This is a genomic window from Wolbachia endosymbiont (group B) of Sphaerophoria taeniata, assembly GCF_947179355.1.
In the GTDB taxonomy this organism is placed as follows: Bacteria; Pseudomonadota; Alphaproteobacteria; order Rickettsiales; family Anaplasmataceae; genus Wolbachia.
The window spans coordinates 241594-261638 of the sequence record NZ_CAMXAW010000002.1; the positions used below are offsets into that span (position 1 = coordinate 241594).

General features: G+C 35.4%; 18 protein-coding genes. 16 read left to right on the forward strand and 2 right to left on the reverse strand.

Going from position 1 to position 20045, the window contains the following annotated elements:
• Positions 1 to 29: 29 nt before the first annotated feature.
• Both ONG75_RS02315 and ONG75_RS02320 read right to left on the reverse strand, forming a co-directional pair.
• Entirely contained in the window at positions 30 to 1007 is a 978-nt protein-coding gene (locus tag ONG75_RS02315) for a hypothetical protein (protein ID WP_264375671.1), read from the reverse strand.
• Entirely contained in the window at positions 967 to 2202 is a 1236-nt protein-coding gene (locus ONG75_RS02320; protein WP_264375672.1) for a hypothetical protein, read from the reverse strand. The genes ONG75_RS02315 and ONG75_RS02320 overlap by 41 nt, the downstream gene beginning before the upstream one ends.
• 146 nt (positions 2203 to 2348) lie before the next feature.
• Between ONG75_RS02320 and ONG75_RS02325 the strand changes: the two genes are divergently transcribed.
• The 16 genes from ONG75_RS02325 to ONG75_RS02400 all read left to right on the forward strand — a co-directional run bounded on the left by ONG75_RS02325 (position 2349) and on the right by ONG75_RS02400 (position 20042).
• The gene (locus ONG75_RS02325; RefSeq protein ID WP_264375673.1) at positions 2349 to 3032 is read left to right on the forward strand and encodes a hypothetical protein; all 684 of its coding nucleotides are present in this window, start codon (positions 2349 to 2351) and stop codon (positions 3030 to 3032) included.
• A 16-nt stretch (positions 3033 to 3048) separates the two neighbouring features.
• Positions 3049 to 4983 carry a DUF4815 domain-containing protein gene (locus ONG75_RS02330; RefSeq protein WP_264375674.1) on the forward strand — a complete coding sequence of 645 codons (1935 nt, stop codon included), beginning with the start codon at positions 3049 to 3051 and terminating at the stop codon, positions 4981 to 4983.
• An 11-nt stretch (positions 4984 to 4994) separates the two neighbouring features.
• Positions 4995 to 6176: a hypothetical protein gene (locus ONG75_RS02335; protein ID WP_264375675.1), complete on the forward strand. Its 1182-nt coding sequence runs from the start codon at positions 4995 to 4997 to the stop codon at positions 6174 to 6176.
• A gap of 4 nt (positions 6177 to 6180) precedes the next feature.
• Complete coding sequence (locus ONG75_RS02340; RefSeq protein ID WP_264337301.1) at positions 6181 to 6375, forward strand: hypothetical protein; 195 nt, start codon at positions 6181 to 6183, stop codon at positions 6373 to 6375.
• Positions 6372 to 7757 carry a hypothetical protein gene (locus tag ONG75_RS02345; protein WP_264375676.1) on the forward strand — a complete coding sequence of 462 codons (1386 nt, stop codon included), beginning with the start codon at positions 6372 to 6374 and terminating at the stop codon, positions 7755 to 7757. Before ONG75_RS02340 ends, ONG75_RS02345 begins: the two co-directional genes overlap by 4 nt.
• A gap of 442 nt (positions 7758 to 8199) precedes the next feature.
• Positions 8200 to 10044, forward strand: coding sequence for a group II intron reverse transcriptase/maturase (gene ltrA / locus ONG75_RS02350; RefSeq protein ID WP_264375677.1), 1845 nt, complete (start codon positions 8200 to 8202; stop codon positions 10042 to 10044).
• A gap of 29 nt (positions 10045 to 10073) precedes the next feature.
• Positions 10074 to 10625, forward strand: a complete 552-nt coding sequence (locus tag ONG75_RS02355; RefSeq protein WP_264375678.1) for a hypothetical protein — start codon at positions 10074 to 10076, stop codon at positions 10623 to 10625.
• On the forward strand, positions 10618 to 11802 hold the full coding sequence (locus ONG75_RS02360; protein ID WP_264375679.1) for a phage tail sheath subtilisin-like domain-containing protein: 1185 nt from the start codon (positions 10618 to 10620) through the stop codon (positions 11800 to 11802). Before ONG75_RS02355 ends, ONG75_RS02360 begins: the two co-directional genes overlap by 8 nt.
• Before the next feature lie 15 nt (positions 11803 to 11817).
• Positions 11818 to 12324, forward strand: a complete 507-nt coding sequence (locus tag ONG75_RS02365; protein WP_264375680.1) for a phage major tail tube protein — start codon at positions 11818 to 11820, stop codon at positions 12322 to 12324.
• Between the two features lie 95 nt (positions 12325 to 12419).
• Positions 12420 to 13307 carry an Rpn family recombination-promoting nuclease/putative transposase gene (locus ONG75_RS02370; protein ID WP_264375681.1) on the forward strand — a complete coding sequence of 296 codons (888 nt, stop codon included), beginning with the start codon at positions 12420 to 12422 and terminating at the stop codon, positions 13305 to 13307.
• A gap of 133 nt (positions 13308 to 13440) precedes the next feature.
• Entirely contained in the window at positions 13441 to 13698 is a 258-nt protein-coding gene (locus ONG75_RS02375) for a phage tail assembly protein (protein ID WP_264375682.1), read from the forward strand.
• A 109-nt stretch (positions 13699 to 13807) separates the two neighbouring features.
• Positions 13808 to 16258, forward strand: coding sequence for a phage tail tape measure protein (locus ONG75_RS02380; protein ID WP_264375683.1), 2451 nt, complete (start codon positions 13808 to 13810; stop codon positions 16256 to 16258).
• Between the two features lie 425 nt (positions 16259 to 16683).
• A complete protein-coding gene (gene ltrA / locus ONG75_RS02385) occupies positions 16684 to 18537 on the forward strand; it encodes a group II intron reverse transcriptase/maturase (protein ID WP_264375516.1) in 1854 nt (617 codons plus the stop codon).
• Between the two features lie 8 nt (positions 18538 to 18545).
• A complete protein-coding gene (locus ONG75_RS02390) occupies positions 18546 to 18884 on the forward strand; it encodes a phage tail protein (RefSeq protein WP_319606829.1) in 339 nt (112 codons plus the stop codon).
• Positions 18881 to 19090 carry a tail protein X gene (locus tag ONG75_RS02395; RefSeq protein ID WP_063631168.1) on the forward strand — a complete coding sequence of 70 codons (210 nt, stop codon included), beginning with the start codon at positions 18881 to 18883 and terminating at the stop codon, positions 19088 to 19090. The genes ONG75_RS02390 and ONG75_RS02395 overlap by 4 nt, the downstream gene beginning before the upstream one ends.
• 1 nt (position 19091) lies before the next feature.
• Complete coding sequence (locus ONG75_RS02400) at positions 19092 to 20042, forward strand: contractile injection system protein, VgrG/Pvc8 family (protein WP_264375685.1); 951 nt, start codon at positions 19092 to 19094, stop codon at positions 20040 to 20042.
• Positions 20043 to 20045 lie beyond the last annotated feature (3 nt).

The following is a 20045-nucleotide window of genomic DNA, read 5'->3' on the forward strand; positions in this document are numbered from 1 at the left end:
GATTATCTTTTTAGATCACCTTGTCTACCTTATTCTGCCACTCCGCTGAACGGATACGTTTTTTGCATTCTGTTAAGAGGTCTGCGTACTTGCTGTTCTGGGTCTTCAATACCTAAACTATCTGCTATTTGAATGATACTAAGAAATTTATATTCTTTAACTGCTTCCAAGTCACGCAAAAATTGTTTAAGTAATACTCTAAAGATGCGGATGCTCGAAATTGCTTGTTTGCCTATAATTTCAATGTCATTAACATAAATAGTATTATCTTCAACTTTTAATCGCAGTATCTTTTTTTCTGGAAGAGTTGTTTCTTGCAGTGGAACATAAGGGAATGCTTGAAAAGAAACATTAGGTAATAGCTCTGGTACTCCTTTTTCAACTGCTTCGCTTAGTATTTGATTTAGAGTTTGATGTTTACAAATTAAATCAGCCATGGAAACAGTGTATAGGCTTAACAATATTTTTAAGTCTTCCTTTCCAAAAGTTATAAGAACGGCAACATTAGTTCTTAACCTATCTACAGTTAAATATGACTTATCAGTACATAAAGTTGGTATGATAATGCTTACTATTTTACTTTTAAAGCTTATATGATATATCCCATTTGCTGCCTTTTCCCATATGAGCCCTGTCAATAATTTTTCAAACCAATTTATAATTTTTTCCGTATTAAGTTTAATTGAAAGCACAAGATAACGCTGTTTTTTATAAGTATTAGGAAAAATATCACGACCACAATCCTCGCAAGCTAGATCATCACACTCTTCATCAAAATCATGAGAAATGATAACCTCGTTTTTGCAATAAGGATTTTGTATATTTGGAAAATCAAGATCTAAATCATTAGCGCAAATAACGAAGTAATGCTTCTCAAGTTTAACAAAATCAATCTGGTTGAGATACTCTGCAGCATCTATATAGTTCTCATCAGGATCTACCCAGGACCTATTTACTAACATAGTATCAATATCTTGAGAGTGTTTTCGACAAAACGGTAATTCCATAGCTATCTCTAATTAAAGACTTAAAATCATCTCGTTCTTTTCTATTGAGAACATATTCTGAGTAATCAATTTCTATATAATTTGCGTATTGCGTGTCTGTCTGAAAGGATAAAGTAACTTTTTTACTTTTGAACAATACTTTGATATGCTGAACAAGCGAAACATCATGCAGTACACTACCAACCGAAGGCTCTATCTTCTGCAACCACTCTTCAATATTATCCGTGTTTAACGTAAGATTAGTTTTAGATTTAGATGGACCAAATTTCAATTCAAATAGGCGAATATCAGGTACATGTTGTTTTACACAGTCATTCAAAAAAGTACTCACTTGTGCTGTTGTATTTTGGTGGCGCATGTTAGTAAATGAACATTCTCGTTGAAAATAACAGCTTGCTATTCTATTTGCTATTTTTAATCCTTGATCAAAACTTTGAATAGATAGATTTACTTGGTTAGCATTTAAAGCAAAGTCAATAATAATTCTACTAGGTTTATAACCGTGTATTACCTTATTTGAACTCATTACCAAATCTTCATCTTTACTAGCACGTCGTATAAATAAGTAAATACTATTTTGGTAGTAAAAGAGTTCTTGAAACTGACTTTCAAAACTATCATTTTCGAATAGATCATGCTGTTTTAATATTTCCTGTATCGTACTTTTTGATAAAAAATCCTTAAATGAAGTGGACTTTTGTCTTGGAGGATTTTTTAATACGAAAGGTAAAAAACCTTTTTTCTGCACTTGATTAAAGCAGAAAATTTGTTTCAGTAAGTTATGATTAATTATAAAGAGAGTAAACAACAAGGACTTTTTGTCATATTTGTTATTTTGCAACAGAAATGATTTCAGAAGATCTTGGCTTAATACAGACTGTGCTACTTCAGCTATAGTTGTTTCTGATTTTGCACGACTAAAACGATTGACTAAGTAATAATCAAACAGAGATTCAGAAATTTTAATAAGCATCTTACGCTTTTGCTGAGTTGAAATATCATCGGATTTTTCGTAGTCTTTAAATAATTGCCTATTTTGCTTATTCTGAAAATAGTGGTTAAAAATCACACTTAATTGTCTACCAGAAAGAGAATTAAGCCAACTTTCACGTAAACTTGGATTTTGAAAGTCCTTAAGCAAAAAGGATACTGGCATTTCTAAATTATTTTCCCAAAATTCCTCACTAGCTATCATATATCTAAAAGTAAATATATTATGTCTAAAATAGATTAAAGATTAGTCAACAAAAATTTATTATGAAATAAAAGAAGAATTTTCCTAAAAAAACTGAACAGTTTTTGTAATTTTGGTGAATATATATACAGGGGTCAAACTTTAAAATGTCAATACTCACACAATCAGGAAGAGCAGCAATAGCAGCAAGTATAAAAGAGCAGTCTATCCACCTTGCTTGGGGAACAGGTGATACGAGCTGGGAAAGTAGCCATCAGGTCGAAAAAGTTTTTATTGAGGGTGAAATAGCTCTAGATCACCACACTATTAAAGACGTAAGGGTTTTTACAGGACAAACAGTGTATAAATCCAGTATTGACTATATAGTTGATAGCAGTAGTGGTGTAATAAAACGTACGGAAAATAGCTCTATCAGGGCAAATAGTGCAGTTACTGTAGAATATAGTGAAAGCACACCACCAGAGCTGATAACTTCTGAAAAACTGCTCAATGAGCTTGGCAGACGTACTGCGAACGAAGTGCTCTTCTGCACAGGTGATGAGAATGGAGAGCTTTTGACCCCTTCTGGAAGGTTTAGGCCCTCAAATGTACCAACTAATAATCTCTATCTTAAATTTACTTTCGATTTCACGGACGCAGCAAATCAAGTTATACGGGAATTAGGGGTTATGGTTGGTACTAAAATAAAAGAAGGATTACCTGAAGGACAGAGATATTTTGAACCAAAAGACGTGGAAAATCCTGGAATTTTGTTAGTTTTAGAACATACAGTACCACTTATTAGAACTGCAGCAACTCGGGAAACTTTTTCATTTGTTGTAACTTTTTGAATTTTTCTAGCATAAAATGACTTTAAACGCCTATTATAACCGCTTTAATCCTGACAAAGAGTACGAAAAAAGTTTGTTCCTTGCAGGAAGAGGTCTACAGTCTGCAGAACTAAACGAGACTCAGGAATATGCTCTCTCTAAGCTTAAAGGCATAGGCGATGCAATATTTCGTGATGGTGATGTTATAACAGGAAGCAATTGTATTATAGATAGAGAAACTGGTAAAGTTACGCTTGAATCAGGAAAAATCTATCTTCGTGGAGCGGTTAGAAAAGTCGAAAAAGAAGAGTTTGTTATTCCACTGAGTACTATAGTTCGCATAGGTGTTTATTATGTAGAATCTACCATTACAGAACTTGAGGATGAAAACCTTCGTGATCCTGCTGTTGGTACAAGAAACTATCAGGAAGTAGGAGCTGCAAGACTTAAAGTTTCCACCATTTGGGGTTATCAAGCAGAAGGTCTTTCTCCACGTTTTTCTGAAGGAGAGTTTTATCTAATCTATAACATTGAAAATGGAGTATTAATAGAACATTCACCACCTCCACAAGCAAACATAGTAACTACTGCGCTTGCTCGTTATGACAAAGAGGCAAATGGTTCCTACGTCGTAAATGGTCTTGAAGTAATGTTCCTGCAAAAGGAAGAGGGAGAAGGAGGAAAACAAGTTTTTGTAATTAATGAGGGCAAAGCTCATGTTGATGGCTATGAGATTGAACTTCCTCACAGTATTCGTGTTTCTTTTGATGAAGATCCGGATATAAAATCAGTTGAATCAGAACCACATACTTTTCAGCCAAATAGCCAAGGAGTAATGGAACTTAAAGTTAATGATTTTCCAATAAGTGAAATCAAAAAAGTAGATATCACTATTCAAAAAACCATTACTGTTACTCATGGTTCATACTCAGGAGCTGTTGATCCAATACCTGACTCTGCGGTACTTGAAATTATTCAAATTAAACAAGGCAATGTTATTTATGAAAATAGTATAGACTATAAGTTAAATGCAGGAAATGTTGATTGGTCATTACCTGGCAAAGAACCAGCACCTGGGAGTAGTTATCAAATAACTTATCGCTGTCGTACTCAGGTGAGCCCTGAAGATATAAGTGAAGAGGGGTGTAAAGTAAAAGGAGCAGTTGATAACAGCTTGGTTCTGGTTGATTACACCTGGAAAATGCCCCGCTATGATTTAATTACTATCGATAGCAAAGGGGTGGTAAGAAGAATAAAAGGCATAGCTCACCCTTGGAGACCATCGATGCCTAAAGCGCCCTCTGGACAACTTTTGCTCTGCTACATTCATCAGACATGGAAAAACGGAGAAAAAGAAGGGGTAAAAATAGTGAATAATGCTATTCATGCTGTACCGATGAATGAGCTTGAAGCAATGAAAAAAGGAATAAATGATCTTTATGCGCTGGTTGCAGAGGAACGTCTACGCAATGATGCAAATTCAAGAGAACCTACTACCAAAAAAGGAGTATTTGTTGACCCATTCTTTGATGATGATATGCGTGATCAAGGAATTTCGCAGTCTGCAGCAATAGTAAATAGAGAGCTAGTTCTGCCAATAGATGTAGAAGTTGCAGATATTGAAAAAGGTGGGGAAAGATATCTTTTGCCGTATGAACTTGAGCCGGTATTGGAACAGCTTTTACAGACTAAAAGTGAAAAAATTAATCCATATCAAGCTTTTGATAAAGTAACCGCAAAAGTTACTCTAAATAAAAACATTGATCACTGGACGGAGGTAAAAACAAATTGGAAAAGTCCAGTAACCAGAGTATTTAATGCTAAAGAAACGACAGAGCTGCTGTCAAGTACTTCATACGAAACTGAATTTATGAGAGAAGCAGTACAGAATTTTGAAATTGAAGGTTTTGAGCCAGATGAAAAGCTTAAGGAAATAAAATTTGATGGCATTTCTATTATACCTATGGCATAGAGGAAAAAAAAGTGGAAGCTAACAACCAGGGAAAATTAAAGGGAAAGGTGAAAGTACCAGCAAACATTCCAGCAGGTACTAAATTAGTACAGTTTTATGGGGATAAAGGAAGCTATGGAGAGGCAACTTATACTGGTAAAAAAACTATTACTATAGAAGAAAGAAGAAGAGTGATCGCAGCAAGAAGAGTTGATCCTTTAGCGCAAACATTTACTTTAAATGAGAGCAGACACATAGGAGGTCTAGAGTTATGGTTTGTAAATAACGGCAAAAAACGTGTTGCTGTGCAGATTAGAGAAACAGCAGTGGGAATGCCCTCGCAGACTGTCATTGCTGAAAGTTATATTGAGCCAAAAGATATAAAGATAGATGGCACGGCAACACGTATAACTTGGTCACCAGTGTTTTGCCATGCAGGAGAGGAGCATGCAATAGTACTGCTTACTGATGATCCTGGTACTGCAGTAAAGATAGCAGAACTTGGCAAATATGATGCAGTAAATAGCCGTTGGGTAACAAGTCAGCCATATCAAGTAGGAGTATTATTATCATCGAGCAATGCAAGTACCTGGACACCGCATCAGAATTTAGATTTAACGTTTCGATTACTAGCTGCAAAATTTAGCGAAAGTTCTCACGTTATTGATCTGGGCAAAGTTACTGTAAATAATGTATCAGATTTAATTGTTTTGACGAACGTCGAAAAAGTAGCATTTGATACCAATGTAGAATTTATCTTAACAGATGAAGAGGGAAGAGAAAACTTTTTGTCTGATAATTTGCCGCTCGCACTGCGTGAAAGATTATCTGGAGAGCTAACGGTAAAAGCAAGCCTAAAAGGAGGGCGAGAAAAAAGTCCAGTGCTATATCCTGGGTTACAGCTAGTTATAGGTAATATAGGGGAAAAAGGAGATTATGTTACAAGAAGCATTACAGCAGGAGCTAACACTAAAATTACCATAACGTATGATGCGCTGATACCTGGCACTGCAGATGTAAAAGCATATGTGCAAAAAAATGTAGATTGGCAATTAGTAAATTTAACATCAGGAAAACCAATTGGAGAAAATTGGGTAGAGAGAGTCCACATACTGACAAACTTTAATGGCAATGAGACAAGGATAAAATTGGTTTTAAGTGGAACGGTTGTCTATCGTCCTAAAGTCAAAAATTTGCGAGTGATTATTACTTGAATCAATGCCAAATGACCAAAGCAAACGAGGATATCCTTTGCCACACCCAGAGAATATTGCGGTAGAAGATGTAGTACGTATTCGCAAAGCGATAGAAAAAATAGATGAAGATATTACCGAAAGAGAAGATGAGCATAATCAACTAAAAAATAATTTTAAACGATTTAGATTTGAAACTTTTTTAAATTTTTGGGAATGAAAGAAGCAATAGAAGCGTTACATCAAAGGATAAAGGATTTAGCAGCAAACAGCACACCTGATCAACTGGCATATCTTGCAAAATCTCTGGAATTGATAGCAGATAAAAAAGCTATTTCCAACGTTGTGCAGATGACTGAAGTAAAAGGAATAATTGATGCACTACAAAAAAGACTTAAGGATTTAGCAGAAAACAGTACACCAGATCAATTAGCATATCTTGCTAAAGCATTGGAATCAATAGTCGACAAAAGTGCAGTTTCTGAAATTGTGCAGATGACAGATGGTAAGCTAAAAGAACTTCTTGATAGTGCAAAAAAACACTTAACTGATCTGGATAATAAAAAAGCTAGTTCTTTAGCAGTGATCTCTGAATCAGAGAAGCAGTTATTAAAGAGAATTGATGAAAAAGGAACAACAAATTTATCGCTACTTGATACGAGAAAGAATGCCAATATTGCAGCAATAAATAGCATTAGTAATAGTCATAAAGATGGTCTTAAAGGTTTAGTGAATAACTTCCGTACTGTTAATGATGTACCAAGTGGCTCATCAATCATGAAAGAAGTAAGAAATCGTCATATGATTGAACCTGGAGCATTACCTTTTTTATTTGGTGTACTAAGTAGAAAAAATAATTACTTTGGTCACGGAACTTTTACAACTGAGCTTGGTCAGTGGAGTAGTGATGTAACAAAAACAGACTATATGCTACAACTACTAGCAGGTACTCACACATATGATACAAGCTATGTTAGTTTTTATCGGCCAAGACAACTCAGTTTTTTAGAGGGAAGCAAAGGTACATTTATCTATGGAGAATCATACCCAAGATTTATGTATGATGGATTTTCTGAGCAATTCAATATGCTGAAATACCCTTATGCTGCATTGGGAGTAATATTCGTAAAAAACACAAGCAATGTAGATATAAGTAAAACTCTAAACTTTGTTGGATCTGCAATGTGGTATAAAGATGAAGTTAATTATGGAGGAGCAGGATTATTTATAGGTACACCTGATAAAACTAATACAAGGAAGTCAGAGATTTCGAGAATTACTTGGACACGTATTTACCAGCATGAAATTAACAGTCCTGAATTTATTGCATCAGGTAACATACTCATTCCAGCAGGAAAAACCGTTACAGTGTTACTTTATACGTCATCTAATCTTCACTCAGAAGGTGAAAGAGTTGGTGAGACACCTGAGTTCTTTGCAAGTGAGCACACGTATAGCACAATCTATGGTCAATTTATTCAGTGGGGAATATATAATTTTCGCAGCAATTTTCTAACCACAGGACTTGAGGTGGACGTAGAGAGAACGCTAAGAGCTTGGCAATGCCCAGGATTAGATGCCACTCATAAAATTTGGGTGTGACCCGAAGTCACGATTTTGTGATGGTTAAATTCCATCTTCCCTAGACATCGGGGATAATGTATGTCTCACATTTCAGAGCGTGGCAACCTCTGGGGTGCAAGCATGAGATAAAAGCAGGTAATACTAAACCTTATGGTAAATCCCTGCAAACGGAGTTGGATATGATTACGAGAGGAACCTATGTTTGAATTGTCGTGATGTGTAATATGCGAAAGAAGGTTGAGTTACGCATAAACCAAAATGGTATGAAGCAAAAGAGGAACTAGGGCTCCAAATCCTTAGTTATTGATGTTCTCAGCTTCCGGCAAAGAGTAGGGATCTAAGTCCAACGTGAAACAAAATCGTGGAACGGGGTAACCACATAGATGATCTTATATTTATTTAAGTATAAGAAGGTAGCCAGCCGCAAGCATTTATGTTGGAAGGATTGTTTAAGAAGCTAATGCCCAAAGTAATATTTGGGATATGCAGACGTAAACACTGTAATTTGGAAGGTAAAGTTGTGAATAGTAATGAATATGTTATAGACCAACGAAATGTTAGGTATAAATGGAATACAGTTCCTTGGCGAAAGTTAGAGAGGTTTGCATTCAAGTTACAAAAACGAATTTACCAAGCTGAAATGTGTAATAATATCAAGAAAGTACATAAACTTCAAAGATTATTACTTAATTCAATAAGTGCAAAATTGCTAGCTGTTAGAAAGGTAACTCAAGATAACAGGGGAAAGAAGACAGCAGGTATTGATGGAAAAGCTAATCTTAATAAAGAAGAGAGACTGCAATTAGCATACTCCTTGAATATAAGAGAGAAAGCTAAACCATCAAGACGTATTTGGATTCCAAAACCTGGAAAAACTGAGAAAAGGCCGTTAGGCATACCTACTATTTCAGAGAGAGCAAAAGAAACACTTATGAAAATGGCAATAGAACCAGAGTGGGAAGCAAAATTTGAGCCAAACACATATGGTTTTAGACCTGGTAGATCATGTCATGATGCTATTGGAGCTATATTTATTTCACTTAAAGGAAAAACAGCGTATTGTTTAGACGCTGATATTTCTGGATGTTTTGATAACATCGACCATAAAGCACTATTAAAAAAACTCAATACCACACCAACGTTAAGAAGGATAATAAGAGGATGGTTAAGAGCAGGCGTTATGGAAGGTAGAAAGTTCAAACCAACAAAACGTGGCACAATTCAAGGAGGGACGATCTCTCCATTATTGGCTTGTATAGCATTACATGGTCTGGAACAATATATTAAAGAAACATTAATAAGTGAACTTCTGCAACATGCGAAAAAGAAATATGGCATAGCAGGGCGCAGAGAAGCAAAAAGCTCAATGAGTGTAATTTTCTACGCTGATGATTTTATCATTGTACATGAGAGTATGGAAATCATTCTTAAGGCAAAAAGGCTAACCGAAGAATGGTTAAAAACCATTGGGTTAGAATTAAAACCTTCAAAGACAAGGATCTCTCATACTCTAGATGGAAAAAAACCAGGTTTTGATTTTCTTGGATTTTCAATAAGACAATACCCAACAAGAAGCAGCAAGAAAGGTTACAAGTTATTAATTAAGCCAGGTCGTGAATCTATAAAACAGCATGCATCCATTATCAAACGTAAACTTAGAGGATTACGTGGAGCAACACAAGAAGCAGTAATAAAAGAACTTAATCCAATTACTAGAGGATGGAGTCAATATTACTCTTCAGTGGTTTCAAGCAAAACCTTTAAACTTATGGATAGTGTAATGTTTAGAAAACTCTGGAAATGGGCAGAATTTAGACACCCAAAAAAAGGGAAATGCTGGATTAAGAGAAGATACTTTAAAAAGTATGGCAACGATAATTGGTGTTTTATGACAAGTAATAAGCCACATCTTGTTAGGCATGGAGATCATGTTATTAAACGACATATCAAAGTGAAAGGAACTAAATCTCTATACGATGGCGATTGGGTTTACTGGGGTAATCGTTTAGGTAAAATACCAGATAAATCACCAAGAGTAATAAGACTATTGAAGTTGCAACGTGGTAAGTGTGATAATTGTCAACTTTGGTTCAAAGATGATGATATCTTAGAAATACATCATAAAGACCAAAACAGACGTAATAATATGATCAAAAACTTATCCCTGTTGCATGGACATTGTCATGATGTTTTACACAGGAGTGGGCATGACAAGCACCAAATTAGAGAGAAGCCGGATGATGGGAAACTATCAAGTCCGGTTTTGAAGTCGAGTGAGGAAGGGCGACCTTTTTCACTCAGATAACAATTGATACTAGAAAACGGAGAAAACCAATGCCAATTTATATTAGATTTGAACATAACAAACAAGTAGAAACAACAACGCTTGAAAGTAAGCCAATTGGAAATGATTGGTATGAAGCGCCAAAGAATTTTGACTGGCAAAAAAGTTATTGTTTAACAGAAGGAGAGAAAATTGTTGAAAGGAATAAGGAAGATATTGAGCTGGAATTATTGGAAAATGCGAAACTTTCTGCACTTCGTTTTTATTTTAATAACTATACTAACGAATACGCTGGAAATTCTCACCAAAAAGCTAAATCGTATCAAATACAAGAAAAAGCAGCAAAAAGCATTCTAGCAGCACCAGAATCTATAGATGAAAAGGATAAAGAAATTATAGAACCTTTAGCAAAAGTCCGTGGTATTACAGTTATTGAAATGGCAAGAATAATTGAAGAAAAAGTAAAAAAAGCAGTAAAAGAAATAATTAAATGTGAAGAGTTGGAAGACATTACCAAGAAGAAAATTGCAGAAGACAAAAGTAAAAATGAGCTAGAGAACTTACTAAACGATTTTAAACAAAAGATACAAAGAAATGGCTGAAGAATTTTTACACGGAGTAAATGTTATTGAGGTAACCTCAGGAGCAAGAACAGTACGCACAGCTAAATCATCAGTGATAGGTATAATTGGTACTGCACCTGAAGCAGATGAGCAAAAATTTCCGCTAAATAAACCAGTGTTAGTTGCAGGAAGCTTTAAAGAAGCGGCAAAACTTGGCAAAAAGGGAACTCTTTTTTCAGCAATAACTGGAGTATTTACCCAAATTGGTGCAACAGTTATAGTAATTAGAGTTGAAGAGAGTGAAAACATCAATCCAAAATTAAAAGAAGAAGAGACGCTGAAAAATATAATTGGCGGTGTTGATAAAGAGACTGGAGAGTATCAAGGGATAGAGGCATTCCTCAGTAGTGAAAGTATAGTTCATGTTGCTCCAAGAATATTAATTGCACCTCAGTTTACTCATCAGTTACCTGAAATAGATGGAGTAAATTCAGTAGTGAGTGCTTTAATTTCCATAGCAGAAAAATTAAGAGCAATTATTGTTGCAGATGGACCAAATACTAATGATGAAGAAGCAATAAAATGGAGAAAAAGTGTAGGCAGCTCAAGAGTTTACGTAGTTGATCCATGGGTGAAGGTACTTATTGAAGGAAAAGAAGAAATCTTGCCATCGAGTCCATTTGTAGCTGGTTTAATAGCTAAGATAGATAGCGAGCAAGGCTTCTGGCACTCACCTTCAAATAAAGAGATAAATGGTATTGTTGGAACAAACAGGCCTATTGATTTTACACTTGGCGATAAAAGCTCTCGAGCAAACCACTTAAATGAAAATGAAGTAACAACGATAATTCATCAAAACGGCTACAGGCTTTGGGGAAATAGAACATGTTCAAATGACTCAAAATGGGCTTTTTTGTCAGTGAGAAGGACTGCAGATTTAATCAATGATAGTTTACTTCGAGCTCATTTATGGGCAGTTGATCGCAATATCACCAAAACTTATATAGATGATGTAATTGAGGGGGTGAATTCTTATTTAGCCAATTTTAAAGCCCAAGGAGCGATTATCAGCGGGAAATGTTACGCAACTTCAGAATTAAACACACCAGCAAACATCGCAAGCGGAAAAGTATATTTTGACTTCGAGTTTACACCACCATATCCAGCAGAACAGATTACTTTTAGGTCACACCTGGTGAGTGGCGCAATATTGTAAAAAGGAGAAAGAGAAATGCTACCAAAGATTTTAAAGAATTTTAACATATTTGTTGATGGTCGTGGTTACGCAGGAAAAATAGATGAAATAACCTTGCCGAAGCTTACCATAAAAACCGAAGAGTACAGAGCTGGTGGTATGGATATCCCAATAAATATTGACATGGGCATGGAAAAGCTTGAAGCAGATTTCACTTTTTCTGAATACGATATAGAACTCTTTCGGCTATTTGGGTTGATAAATGGAAATTCGGTATCTTTAACGCTCCGTGGAGGAATGCAAGGTAGTGGTAGCAATGAGGTTGAAGGAGTAATTATCAACCTTAGAGGCATATTCAAAGAATTTGATTTTGGTAACTGGAAACCTGCTGAAAAAGCAACGCTGAAGTGTACTGTAGCTGCCCATTATTATAAACTTACGATAGGTGGTAATGAATTGATAGAGATCGATGCTGAAAATATGATTAGAAAGATAAATGGTGTTGATCAGATGGCCTTGCTGCAAACGATTTTAGGGATTTAATGGAATAGATGGATGCCTTTTCATATAACCACTTTTTTATTGAAAAATTACTGATAATACTGTATAATTATCAATGTTTTTTAAGCATTTGTGCTATGGCTTTATCTAAATTTCTCGACCCTAAAAATGATATAGCATTTCGCCGTATCTTTGGTACTGAAAAGAATAAAGACATCCTCATTCACTTCCTCAATGATATTTTGAGCTTTACTGGCAAAAATGCAATACAGGATATAGAGTTTTTAAGTACTATTCAAGATCCTGAAATTGCCGCTAAAAAACAAAGTATTGTTGATGTGCTATGTAAAGATTCAACAGGAGTACAATGGATAATTGAGATGCAGGTTGCTAAAACCAAAGGCTTTGAAAAACGTGCCCAATATTACGCTGCTAAAGCCTATTCAAGACAAGCAGATAAAGGTGATCAATACCATGACCTTAAGGAAATTATCTTTATTGCTATAGCAGACTGTATACTATTTCCGGATAAGTCTGAGTATAAATCAAAACACACCATTCGGGATGAAGATACTAATGAACATGATCTAAAAGATTTTTACTTTGTATTTATTGAACTGCCTAAATTTTCCAAAACTAAAGAAGATCAGCTTTCAAATATAGTTGAGAAGTGGGTGTATTTTTTTAAGTACGCTGATGAAACAAGTGAAGAAGAATTGGAAAGAATAACAGGAAGTGACGTAATAATCAAAAAAGCGTACGAAGAGCTAAACAGGTTTAACTGGTCAGAAAAAGAGTTTATAGCATATGAACAGGAGACCAAGCGTATTCGTGATGAACAGGCTGTCCTTGCTCAAAAACTTGATGATGCCAAAAAAGAAGGAAAGATTGAAGGAAAGATTGAAGGAAAGATTGAAGTTGCAAAAGCGATGTTGACTAATAATGTTGATATTAGCACTATTGTCAAGTGTACAGGTCTTTCTGTCGATGAAGTTCAAGAATTAATTCAAGTTGAGGAAAAATAACCCCTACTATCATCTTTATATTGAGAAATTTAGTATGAAGGATCGTTAATCAAACACAAAAACTATAGTAAAAAAAATTAGTTATGTAAAAGCCGATATAGACTTTTATTTAATTAACTTTTTAAGGAGGAACATGCAAGCTATAACACTTAATAACCCAATAACAATTGATGGAATTTCTGTTTCAGAACTTACCATTAGACGTCCAAAAGTTAGAGACTATTTGGCAATAGAACGCATTAGTGGTAGTGACCTAAATAAGGAAGTAACTTTGACTGCCAATCTGACATCAGTTGCAAAAGAAGCAATTGAAGAATTAGATATTGCTGATTATGTAAAAGTGCAAGAGGTATTAAAGGATTTTTTTTCACCAGTTATTCAAAGGACTTGAGGTCAGAAGTATTAATGTTCAGCTCTGTTGTAGGAGGCGGGGTTGAGCAAATACTTGAAATGGAAATGAATGAATTTATCCTATGGAATGAAGCAGTAAGGAAGGTACAATGTCAACGTTATCTATAAAAATCGGAGCAGTCTTAGATGGCAGTTTCAGTACTGTAATAAAAGGAAGTAGTAGTCAACTTACTCGTCTTGGTGAGAATATAAGAAAGCTTGACTCATCTTTAAAATCAGTATCAAAGTTTAAGCAATTGGGTAGTGATGTTTTAACTAGCAGGAGATCATGGAAGGGCTTTGAAGATCAAGTAAAATCTTTAGCTAAACAAATGAAAGAGGTAGAGAAACCAAGCAAAACTTTAAAAGCTGAGTTTGATAAAGCTAAGTTTTCTGCAACAAAAGCAAAAGAAGCATATTTGAAAAAGAGAGATGCTTTACATTTATTCAATGAAGAAGCAAGAAAAAGTGGAAGAAATGTTCAGTCTTTGATAAAGGATCAGCATAAACTTGGTGCTTCTGTGAATATACTAAAAAGTAGATACAGCAAGTTGAGTACTGCCATCAAAGATCGGGACATGTTTTTGGGGAGAAAAGCATACTTTAAATCACAAATGGTAGAAACGGCTGCACTTGCACTTGGGTTTGCAGCTCCAATTAAAGTTGCGATTGATTTTGAAAGTGCTATGGCTGATGTTAAGAAAGTAGTGAGATTTGCTAAGGATGAGGCAGCTCACAATCAAGGAGCCGTAGAATTTGGTCAGATATTAAAGGAACTGTCCCGTACGATACCACTGTCAGCTGCTGAGTTAGCTCAAATTGCTGCAAGTGGTGGGCAACTTGGTGTTCCAAAAGAAGATTTAATAGGATTCACAACAACAGTAGCTAAAATGTCTACAGCGTTTGATATGTCTGCAGAAGAAGCAGGTGATTCTATAGCTAAGCTTGCCAACGTTTATGGGATTAAAGTAGCAGATATGGAAAGAGCAGGTAATATTATAAATCACCTTTCAGATAATAGTGCTGCTAAAGCAGAAGATATGGTTAAAGCATTAGCTATAGTTGGTGGTAGTGCAAAACAGTTTGGTCTTGATATTAAGGAAACAAGTAGTTTAGTAAATGCCTTTATTAGTTTAGGCAAACAACCAGCAAAAGCAGCAACTGCTATAAATGCTCTACTTTCTAAGCTCCAAACTGCTGAAGGGCAAGGAAAAGAGTTCAAGGCAGCATTAGAAGACATGGGAATAGCTGCAGAAGAAATGGTACAAAGGATTGGTGAAAATAGCCAAGACGCACTACTTTATTTTTTTGAAACTCTGGAGAAAGTAGATAAACAGGAACGTTCTCAAATTCTTCTCAACCTCTTTGGTCAAGAATATCAAGATGATATTGCATTACTGATTGGAAGCTTAAAGAATTATAAAGACGCCATAAATCATTTAGCTGACGAGAAAAAATTCGAAAAGTCCATGCAAGAAGAGTTTAACAATCGTGCAGCAACTACAGCAAATAATTTACGATTACTGAGAAATGCAATAGCAGAGGTAGGAATGAATTTGGGCTCAGTAATGCTACCTCCTTTAAAATCGATAAGTAGTCTTTTAAGAGAGATAACTAACCCCATAGCTCGATTTGCAGAAAAATTTTCAGTTATTACTACAGGAATAATGAGTACCATAGCAGCACTAATAGGTCTTAAAGTTCTAGTAGTAAGCAGTGGTTATGCCTGGAATTTAATTAGAGGTGGAATACTTGCTTTCTCGGTTTTTTTGCATGGAATACTGAAGCCAGCATTAATATCATTATCAACGTATGCTATTCCAGCAGTAATTACCGGACTAAGTTTTTTAAAAGCTGCAACTCTGAGCTTAGCAATGAAAGCTTTTCCTCTACTGTCATCAGCTCTACCAGCAGTAATAACAGGACTGAGAGCAATAACACTTGCTGTAATGAGTAACCCAATTGGATTTTTGATAGCAAGTCTTGTTACTGGTGCAGCTCTTGTTATAACTAACTGGCAAAAGGTGAAAGACTTTTTCTCTAGCTTTTGGAAGTATATAAAATCGATAATAAAACCCATAGAAGAAGCTTTTTCATGGGTAGGAAATACTATTAGCAGTGTGTTTGGAAAAATCTCTGAGAATAGTCCATTGAAAGAATTTGAAAAAAGAAAAAGTATTGTTACTGAAATAAAAGCAGTACATACTCCCCTAAAGAGTAATATTCTCAACAGTGGAAATCCTTTGCTAGGTAACAGTATAATTAAAGAATTTTCCAAGAGAAATCAGAATAGCTTCAGAATCAAAAGCCTTATTGAGGAAAAAAAATCCACAGAAAATGATAAGATATTTGCAGATTTTGCAACGAGTAAATTTGAAAACAAAGAACAGAAAACTATGAATCAAACTCAGAACATCACTAATAATTACACTATCAGCATTAAAGCAGAGCCAAATCAAGATATTCGTAATCTTGCAGATGAAGTAATAAAAAGAATAAGAGAAAAATCACGTGATGTTATGTTCGATACGGTAGATCCCAGTGTGACCCGGAAGTCATGAAATTGTGATGGTTAAATTCCATCCGCCATAACATCTGGCTGAAATTGTAGTCCACATTTTAGGAAATTGGCAAACACCTAAGGTGCGAGCATGGGCTAAAAGGGAGTAATGTTAAACCTTATAATAAATTCTCCCAAGAAGAGTCAGGTAAGGTTACGAAAGAAACTTATGTTTGAATTGTCGTTACTGTGAATATGTGAAATAAGGTTGGTACACATAGACCAAAAGGTATGGAGAATAAGGATGATTAGAATCGGTTCGTTTAATCAAGATGTTTCCGATCTCCCGGCAAAAAATAAGAACCTAAATCTGACGCGAAACGGTTTCATGGAACGGAGTAACCACATAGAAGCTCTTATTATACTTTGTAATAAGCAAGTAGCCAACTGCAAGCTTCTATGTTGGAAGGATTGTCTAAAAAGCTAATGCCTAAAGTAATGCTTAGGATACGCAGACGTGGACACTGTAACTTGGAGGGTAAAGTTATGAATAGTAGTGAATATGTTATGAGCCAACAAAAAGTTAGGTATGAATGGAATGAAGTTCCTTGGCGCAAGCTAGAAAAGTCTTCATTTAAGCTACAAAAACGAATTTACCGAGCTTCTAAATGTAATGATATCAAAAAGATGCATGACCTTCAGAGATTATTACAAAAATCGACAAGTGCTAGGATGATCGCTGTGAGAAAGGTAACTCAGGACAATAGAGGAAAAAGAACTGCAGGTATTGATGGAAAAGCTAACCTTAATCAAAAAGAAAGATTGCAATTGGCAAAATCCTTAGATATAAGGGAGAGAGCAAAGCCATCAAGGCGCATTTGGATTCCAAAGCTTGGAAAAAGTGAAAAACGTCCATTAGGGATACCAACAATAACAGATCGAGCAAAACAAACACTTGTTAAGATGATGCTAGAACCAGAATGGGAAGCAAAGTTTGAGCCCAACATTTATGGTTTTAGACCTGGTAGATCATGTCATGATGCCATTGAAGCTATATTTCAAGCACTCATCAAGAAAACAGTATTTGTTTTAGATGCTGATATTTCTGGGTGTTTCGATAATATAAATCATCATATACTGTTAGAAAAACTCAATACCACACCAACTTTAAGGAGGATAGTAAAAGGATGGTTGAAAGCAGGTGTGATGGAAAATAGGATATTTCAACCATCTAGAAGCGGTACAATCCAAGGAGGGACAATTTCTCCATTACTGGCATGTATTGCTTTACATGGGTTAGAAAATTATCTGAAAGAAATAATGGCAGAGGAGCTAATTAGCTACAGGAAAACGAAACCTGGCAGAACATGTAGGGAAAATGCGAAAAGATCACTCAGCGTAATCACTTATGCAGATGATTTTGTAGTACTTCATGAAAGTGAGGAAATTGTTTTGAAAGCAAAAACTCTGATTGAAGAATGGTTAAAAACTATTGGATTGGAGTTGAACCCTTCAAAAACAAGAATTTCTCATACTCAAAAATTCCTGAAAGAAATAAAACCAGGTTTCAATTTTCTTGGTTTTACAATACGGCAATATCCAACAAAACACAATAAGATGTCATACAAGTCTATCATCAAACCAAGTCGTAACTCTATAGAACAACACTCATTAGTCATTAAAAGTAAGCTAAAGAAAATGCGTGGTGAATCACAAGAAGCAGTAATAAGTCACCTTAATCCAATTATTCGAGGATGGTGTCAATACTACGCTTCGGTGGTATCATCTAAAGCCTTTGGTGCAATGGATAATACAATGTTTAGAAAACTTTGGAAATGGGCAATGTTTAAACACCCAAACAAAGGAAGATGTTGGATCAAAAGAAAATACTTCAAGAAGTATGGTAACGATAAATGGCGATATATGACAAGTAACGGAATGCGTCTTATTAAACACGGAGATCATGACATTAAACGACATGTCAAAGTGATTGGAGCCAAATCTCCATATGATGGAGACTGGACTTATTGGGGAAAGCGTATGAGTAAAATACTTGATAAATCACCACAAACAATAAAACTTCTGAAGATGCAACAAGGTAAGTGTGATTGTTGTCAACTTTGGTTTAAGAATGGTGATATCTTAGAAATACATCATAAGGACCATAATAAGCAAAATAATACAATCACAAACTTATCTATGCTACATGGACATTGTCACGATAGTTTACACAGAAGTATGCATGAAAAGCGCCAAGCTAGAGAGAAGCCGTATGAAGCGAAAGTTTCACGTACGGTTTTGAAGTCGAGTGAGGAGGGGCAACCTTCTTCACTTAGATAACTTTACTGATGCTATCCCTTGGTCCATATAAATTTACTCCGATAAGTTTGAAATATAGCAAAGAGAAGCATTGGAGTGTGGTTGAGTGTATTGGTAAGCAATTACTACAGAATATTGGCCAGGGAGCAGAAAATATAGATTTAGAAGGAGTAATTTATCTTCATAATGGATTAGATCAGTTAAAGAATGTAAAAGAGGCAGAAGAACCTCACACTTTAGTTGATAGCATGGGAAATGTTTTGGGGCAATTTGTAATTACTCGCTTTGAAGAAAAGCAAACATCATTTTTCTCTTGTGGATTGCCAAAAAAAGTTGAATTCAGTTTAAGTTTGAAGCGTTATTCATGACTATATATTACTTAGCAAAAGAAAATGATATGTTAGACTATATTTGCTGGAAGCACTATGGATTTACTTCAGGAGCAGTAGAAATAGTATTAGAAGAAAACCCTGGACTTGCGGAATATGGAAGTTTTTTACCGGCAGGACTGAAAATTAAGCTGCCTATAATTGAGAAACCTCTACAGAAATCAACCTTGAAGATTTGGGGGTAAGATGCAACCAGAGTTTATCATTGAAGGGTATGAATTAGCAAAAGACCGCTTGGTGTCAATGCATGTTACTGATGAATCAGGGACTATAGAAGATATAGCTGAAATATGTGTCGATTACAGGGATGATAACATAAAAGTTCCAAAAGAGCTAAAGATTGCTTTGGGATATAGAGAAACAGAGGTACTACCCATAGGTATATATAGAGTCAATGAAATTACAGTACAAAGTCCACCAAAAACCTTAATAATCAAAGCTCATGCAACAAATTTGATGATATCGCTAAAGGAAAAAGTATCCAGAGAATGGCACCAGATTACATTAGGTAATTTAGTCAAGGAAATAGCAAATAAACATGGATATGGATACAAAGTTGCTGAGGAATTTAAAGACATATTAATACTACATATTGACCAAACTGAAGAGAGCGATATAAGTTTGTTGACTAGAATAGCTATAGAGCGCGAAGCTATGGCAAAACTGGCAGGAGGGTATATATTGTTTATTCCAAAAGGTGCAGCAAAGTCAGCAACGGGAAAAGCTTTAGGAACGACAACTATTAGACCTCAAGATACAATCAATTGGAAAGTGCATTTTACTGTGCGTAATAAGTACAACTCAGTGATAGCGAAATGGCATAGCTATGAAAAGGGAGAGACCATATCGGAAAGAGTAGGTAGCGGCGAACCAAGTTACGCTATACAAACAATTTATCCAAATGCAGAGTCAGCACTGAGTGCAGCAAATGCCAAGTTGAAACAATTGAAGCGTAATAATGAGACTTTAGAAATGACAATACCAGGTAATCCAGAATTATGTGCAGAGGCAAAACTTAATCTTGTAGGGTTCAATCAGGATATAGATCGTGAATGGGTAATTGATAGAGCAGAACATACTTTAAATAGTTCAGGATATCGTACTGCATTATCGGCATCTTTTAGTAATTATGTTTAAGAG

What these genes read in the sequence shown, in the direction of transcription:
- ONG75_RS02355 (WP_264375678.1), top strand. Translation starts at nt 10,074, where the DNA reads ATGCCAATTTATATTAGATTTGAACATAACAAACAAGTAGAAACAACA.
- ONG75_RS02365 (WP_264375680.1), top strand. Translation starts at nt 11,818, where the DNA reads ATGCTACCAAAGATTTTAAAGAATTTTAACATATTTGTTGATGGTCGT.
- ltrA (WP_264375516.1), top strand. Translation starts at nt 16,684, where the DNA reads ATGCCTAAAGTAATGCTTAGGATACGCAGACGTGGACACTGTAACTTG.
- ltrA (WP_264375677.1), top strand. Translation starts at nt 8,200, where the DNA reads ATGCCCAAAGTAATATTTGGGATATGCAGACGTAAACACTGTAATTTG.
- ONG75_RS02375 (WP_264375682.1), top strand. Translation starts at nt 13,441, where the DNA reads ATGCAAGCTATAACACTTAATAACCCAATAACAATTGATGGAATTTCT.
- ONG75_RS02370 (WP_264375681.1), top strand. Translation starts at nt 12,420, where the DNA reads ATGGCTTTATCTAAATTTCTCGACCCTAAAAATGATATAGCATTTCGC.
- ONG75_RS02330 (WP_264375674.1), top strand. Translation starts at nt 3,049, where the DNA reads ATGACTTTAAACGCCTATTATAACCGCTTTAATCCTGACAAAGAGTAC.
- ONG75_RS02320 (WP_264375672.1), bottom strand. Translation starts at nt 2,202, where the DNA reads ATGATAGCTAGTGAGGAATTTTGGGAAAATAATTTAGAAATGCCAGTA.
- ONG75_RS02315 (WP_264375671.1), bottom strand. Translation starts at nt 1,007, where the DNA reads ATGGAATTACCGTTTTGTCGAAAACACTCTCAAGATATTGATACTATG.
- ONG75_RS02400 (WP_264375685.1), top strand. Translation starts at nt 19,092, where the DNA reads ATGCAACCAGAGTTTATCATTGAAGGGTATGAATTAGCAAAAGACCGC.
- ONG75_RS02325 (WP_264375673.1), top strand. Translation starts at nt 2,349, where the DNA reads ATGTCAATACTCACACAATCAGGAAGAGCAGCAATAGCAGCAAGTATA.
- ONG75_RS02340 (WP_264337301.1), top strand. Translation starts at nt 6,181, where the DNA reads ATGCCAAATGACCAAAGCAAACGAGGATATCCTTTGCCACACCCAGAG.
- ONG75_RS02395 (WP_063631168.1), top strand. Translation starts at nt 18,881, where the DNA reads ATGACTATATATTACTTAGCAAAAGAAAATGATATGTTAGACTATATT.
- ONG75_RS02360 (WP_264375679.1), top strand. Translation starts at nt 10,618, where the DNA reads ATGGCTGAAGAATTTTTACACGGAGTAAATGTTATTGAGGTAACCTCA.
- ONG75_RS02390 (WP_319606829.1), top strand. Translation starts at nt 18,546, where the DNA reads ATGCTATCCCTTGGTCCATATAAATTTACTCCGATAAGTTTGAAATAT.
- ONG75_RS02345 (WP_264375676.1), top strand. Translation starts at nt 6,372, where the DNA reads ATGAAAGAAGCAATAGAAGCGTTACATCAAAGGATAAAGGATTTAGCA.
- ONG75_RS02380 (WP_264375683.1), top strand. Translation starts at nt 13,808, where the DNA reads ATGTCAACGTTATCTATAAAAATCGGAGCAGTCTTAGATGGCAGTTTC.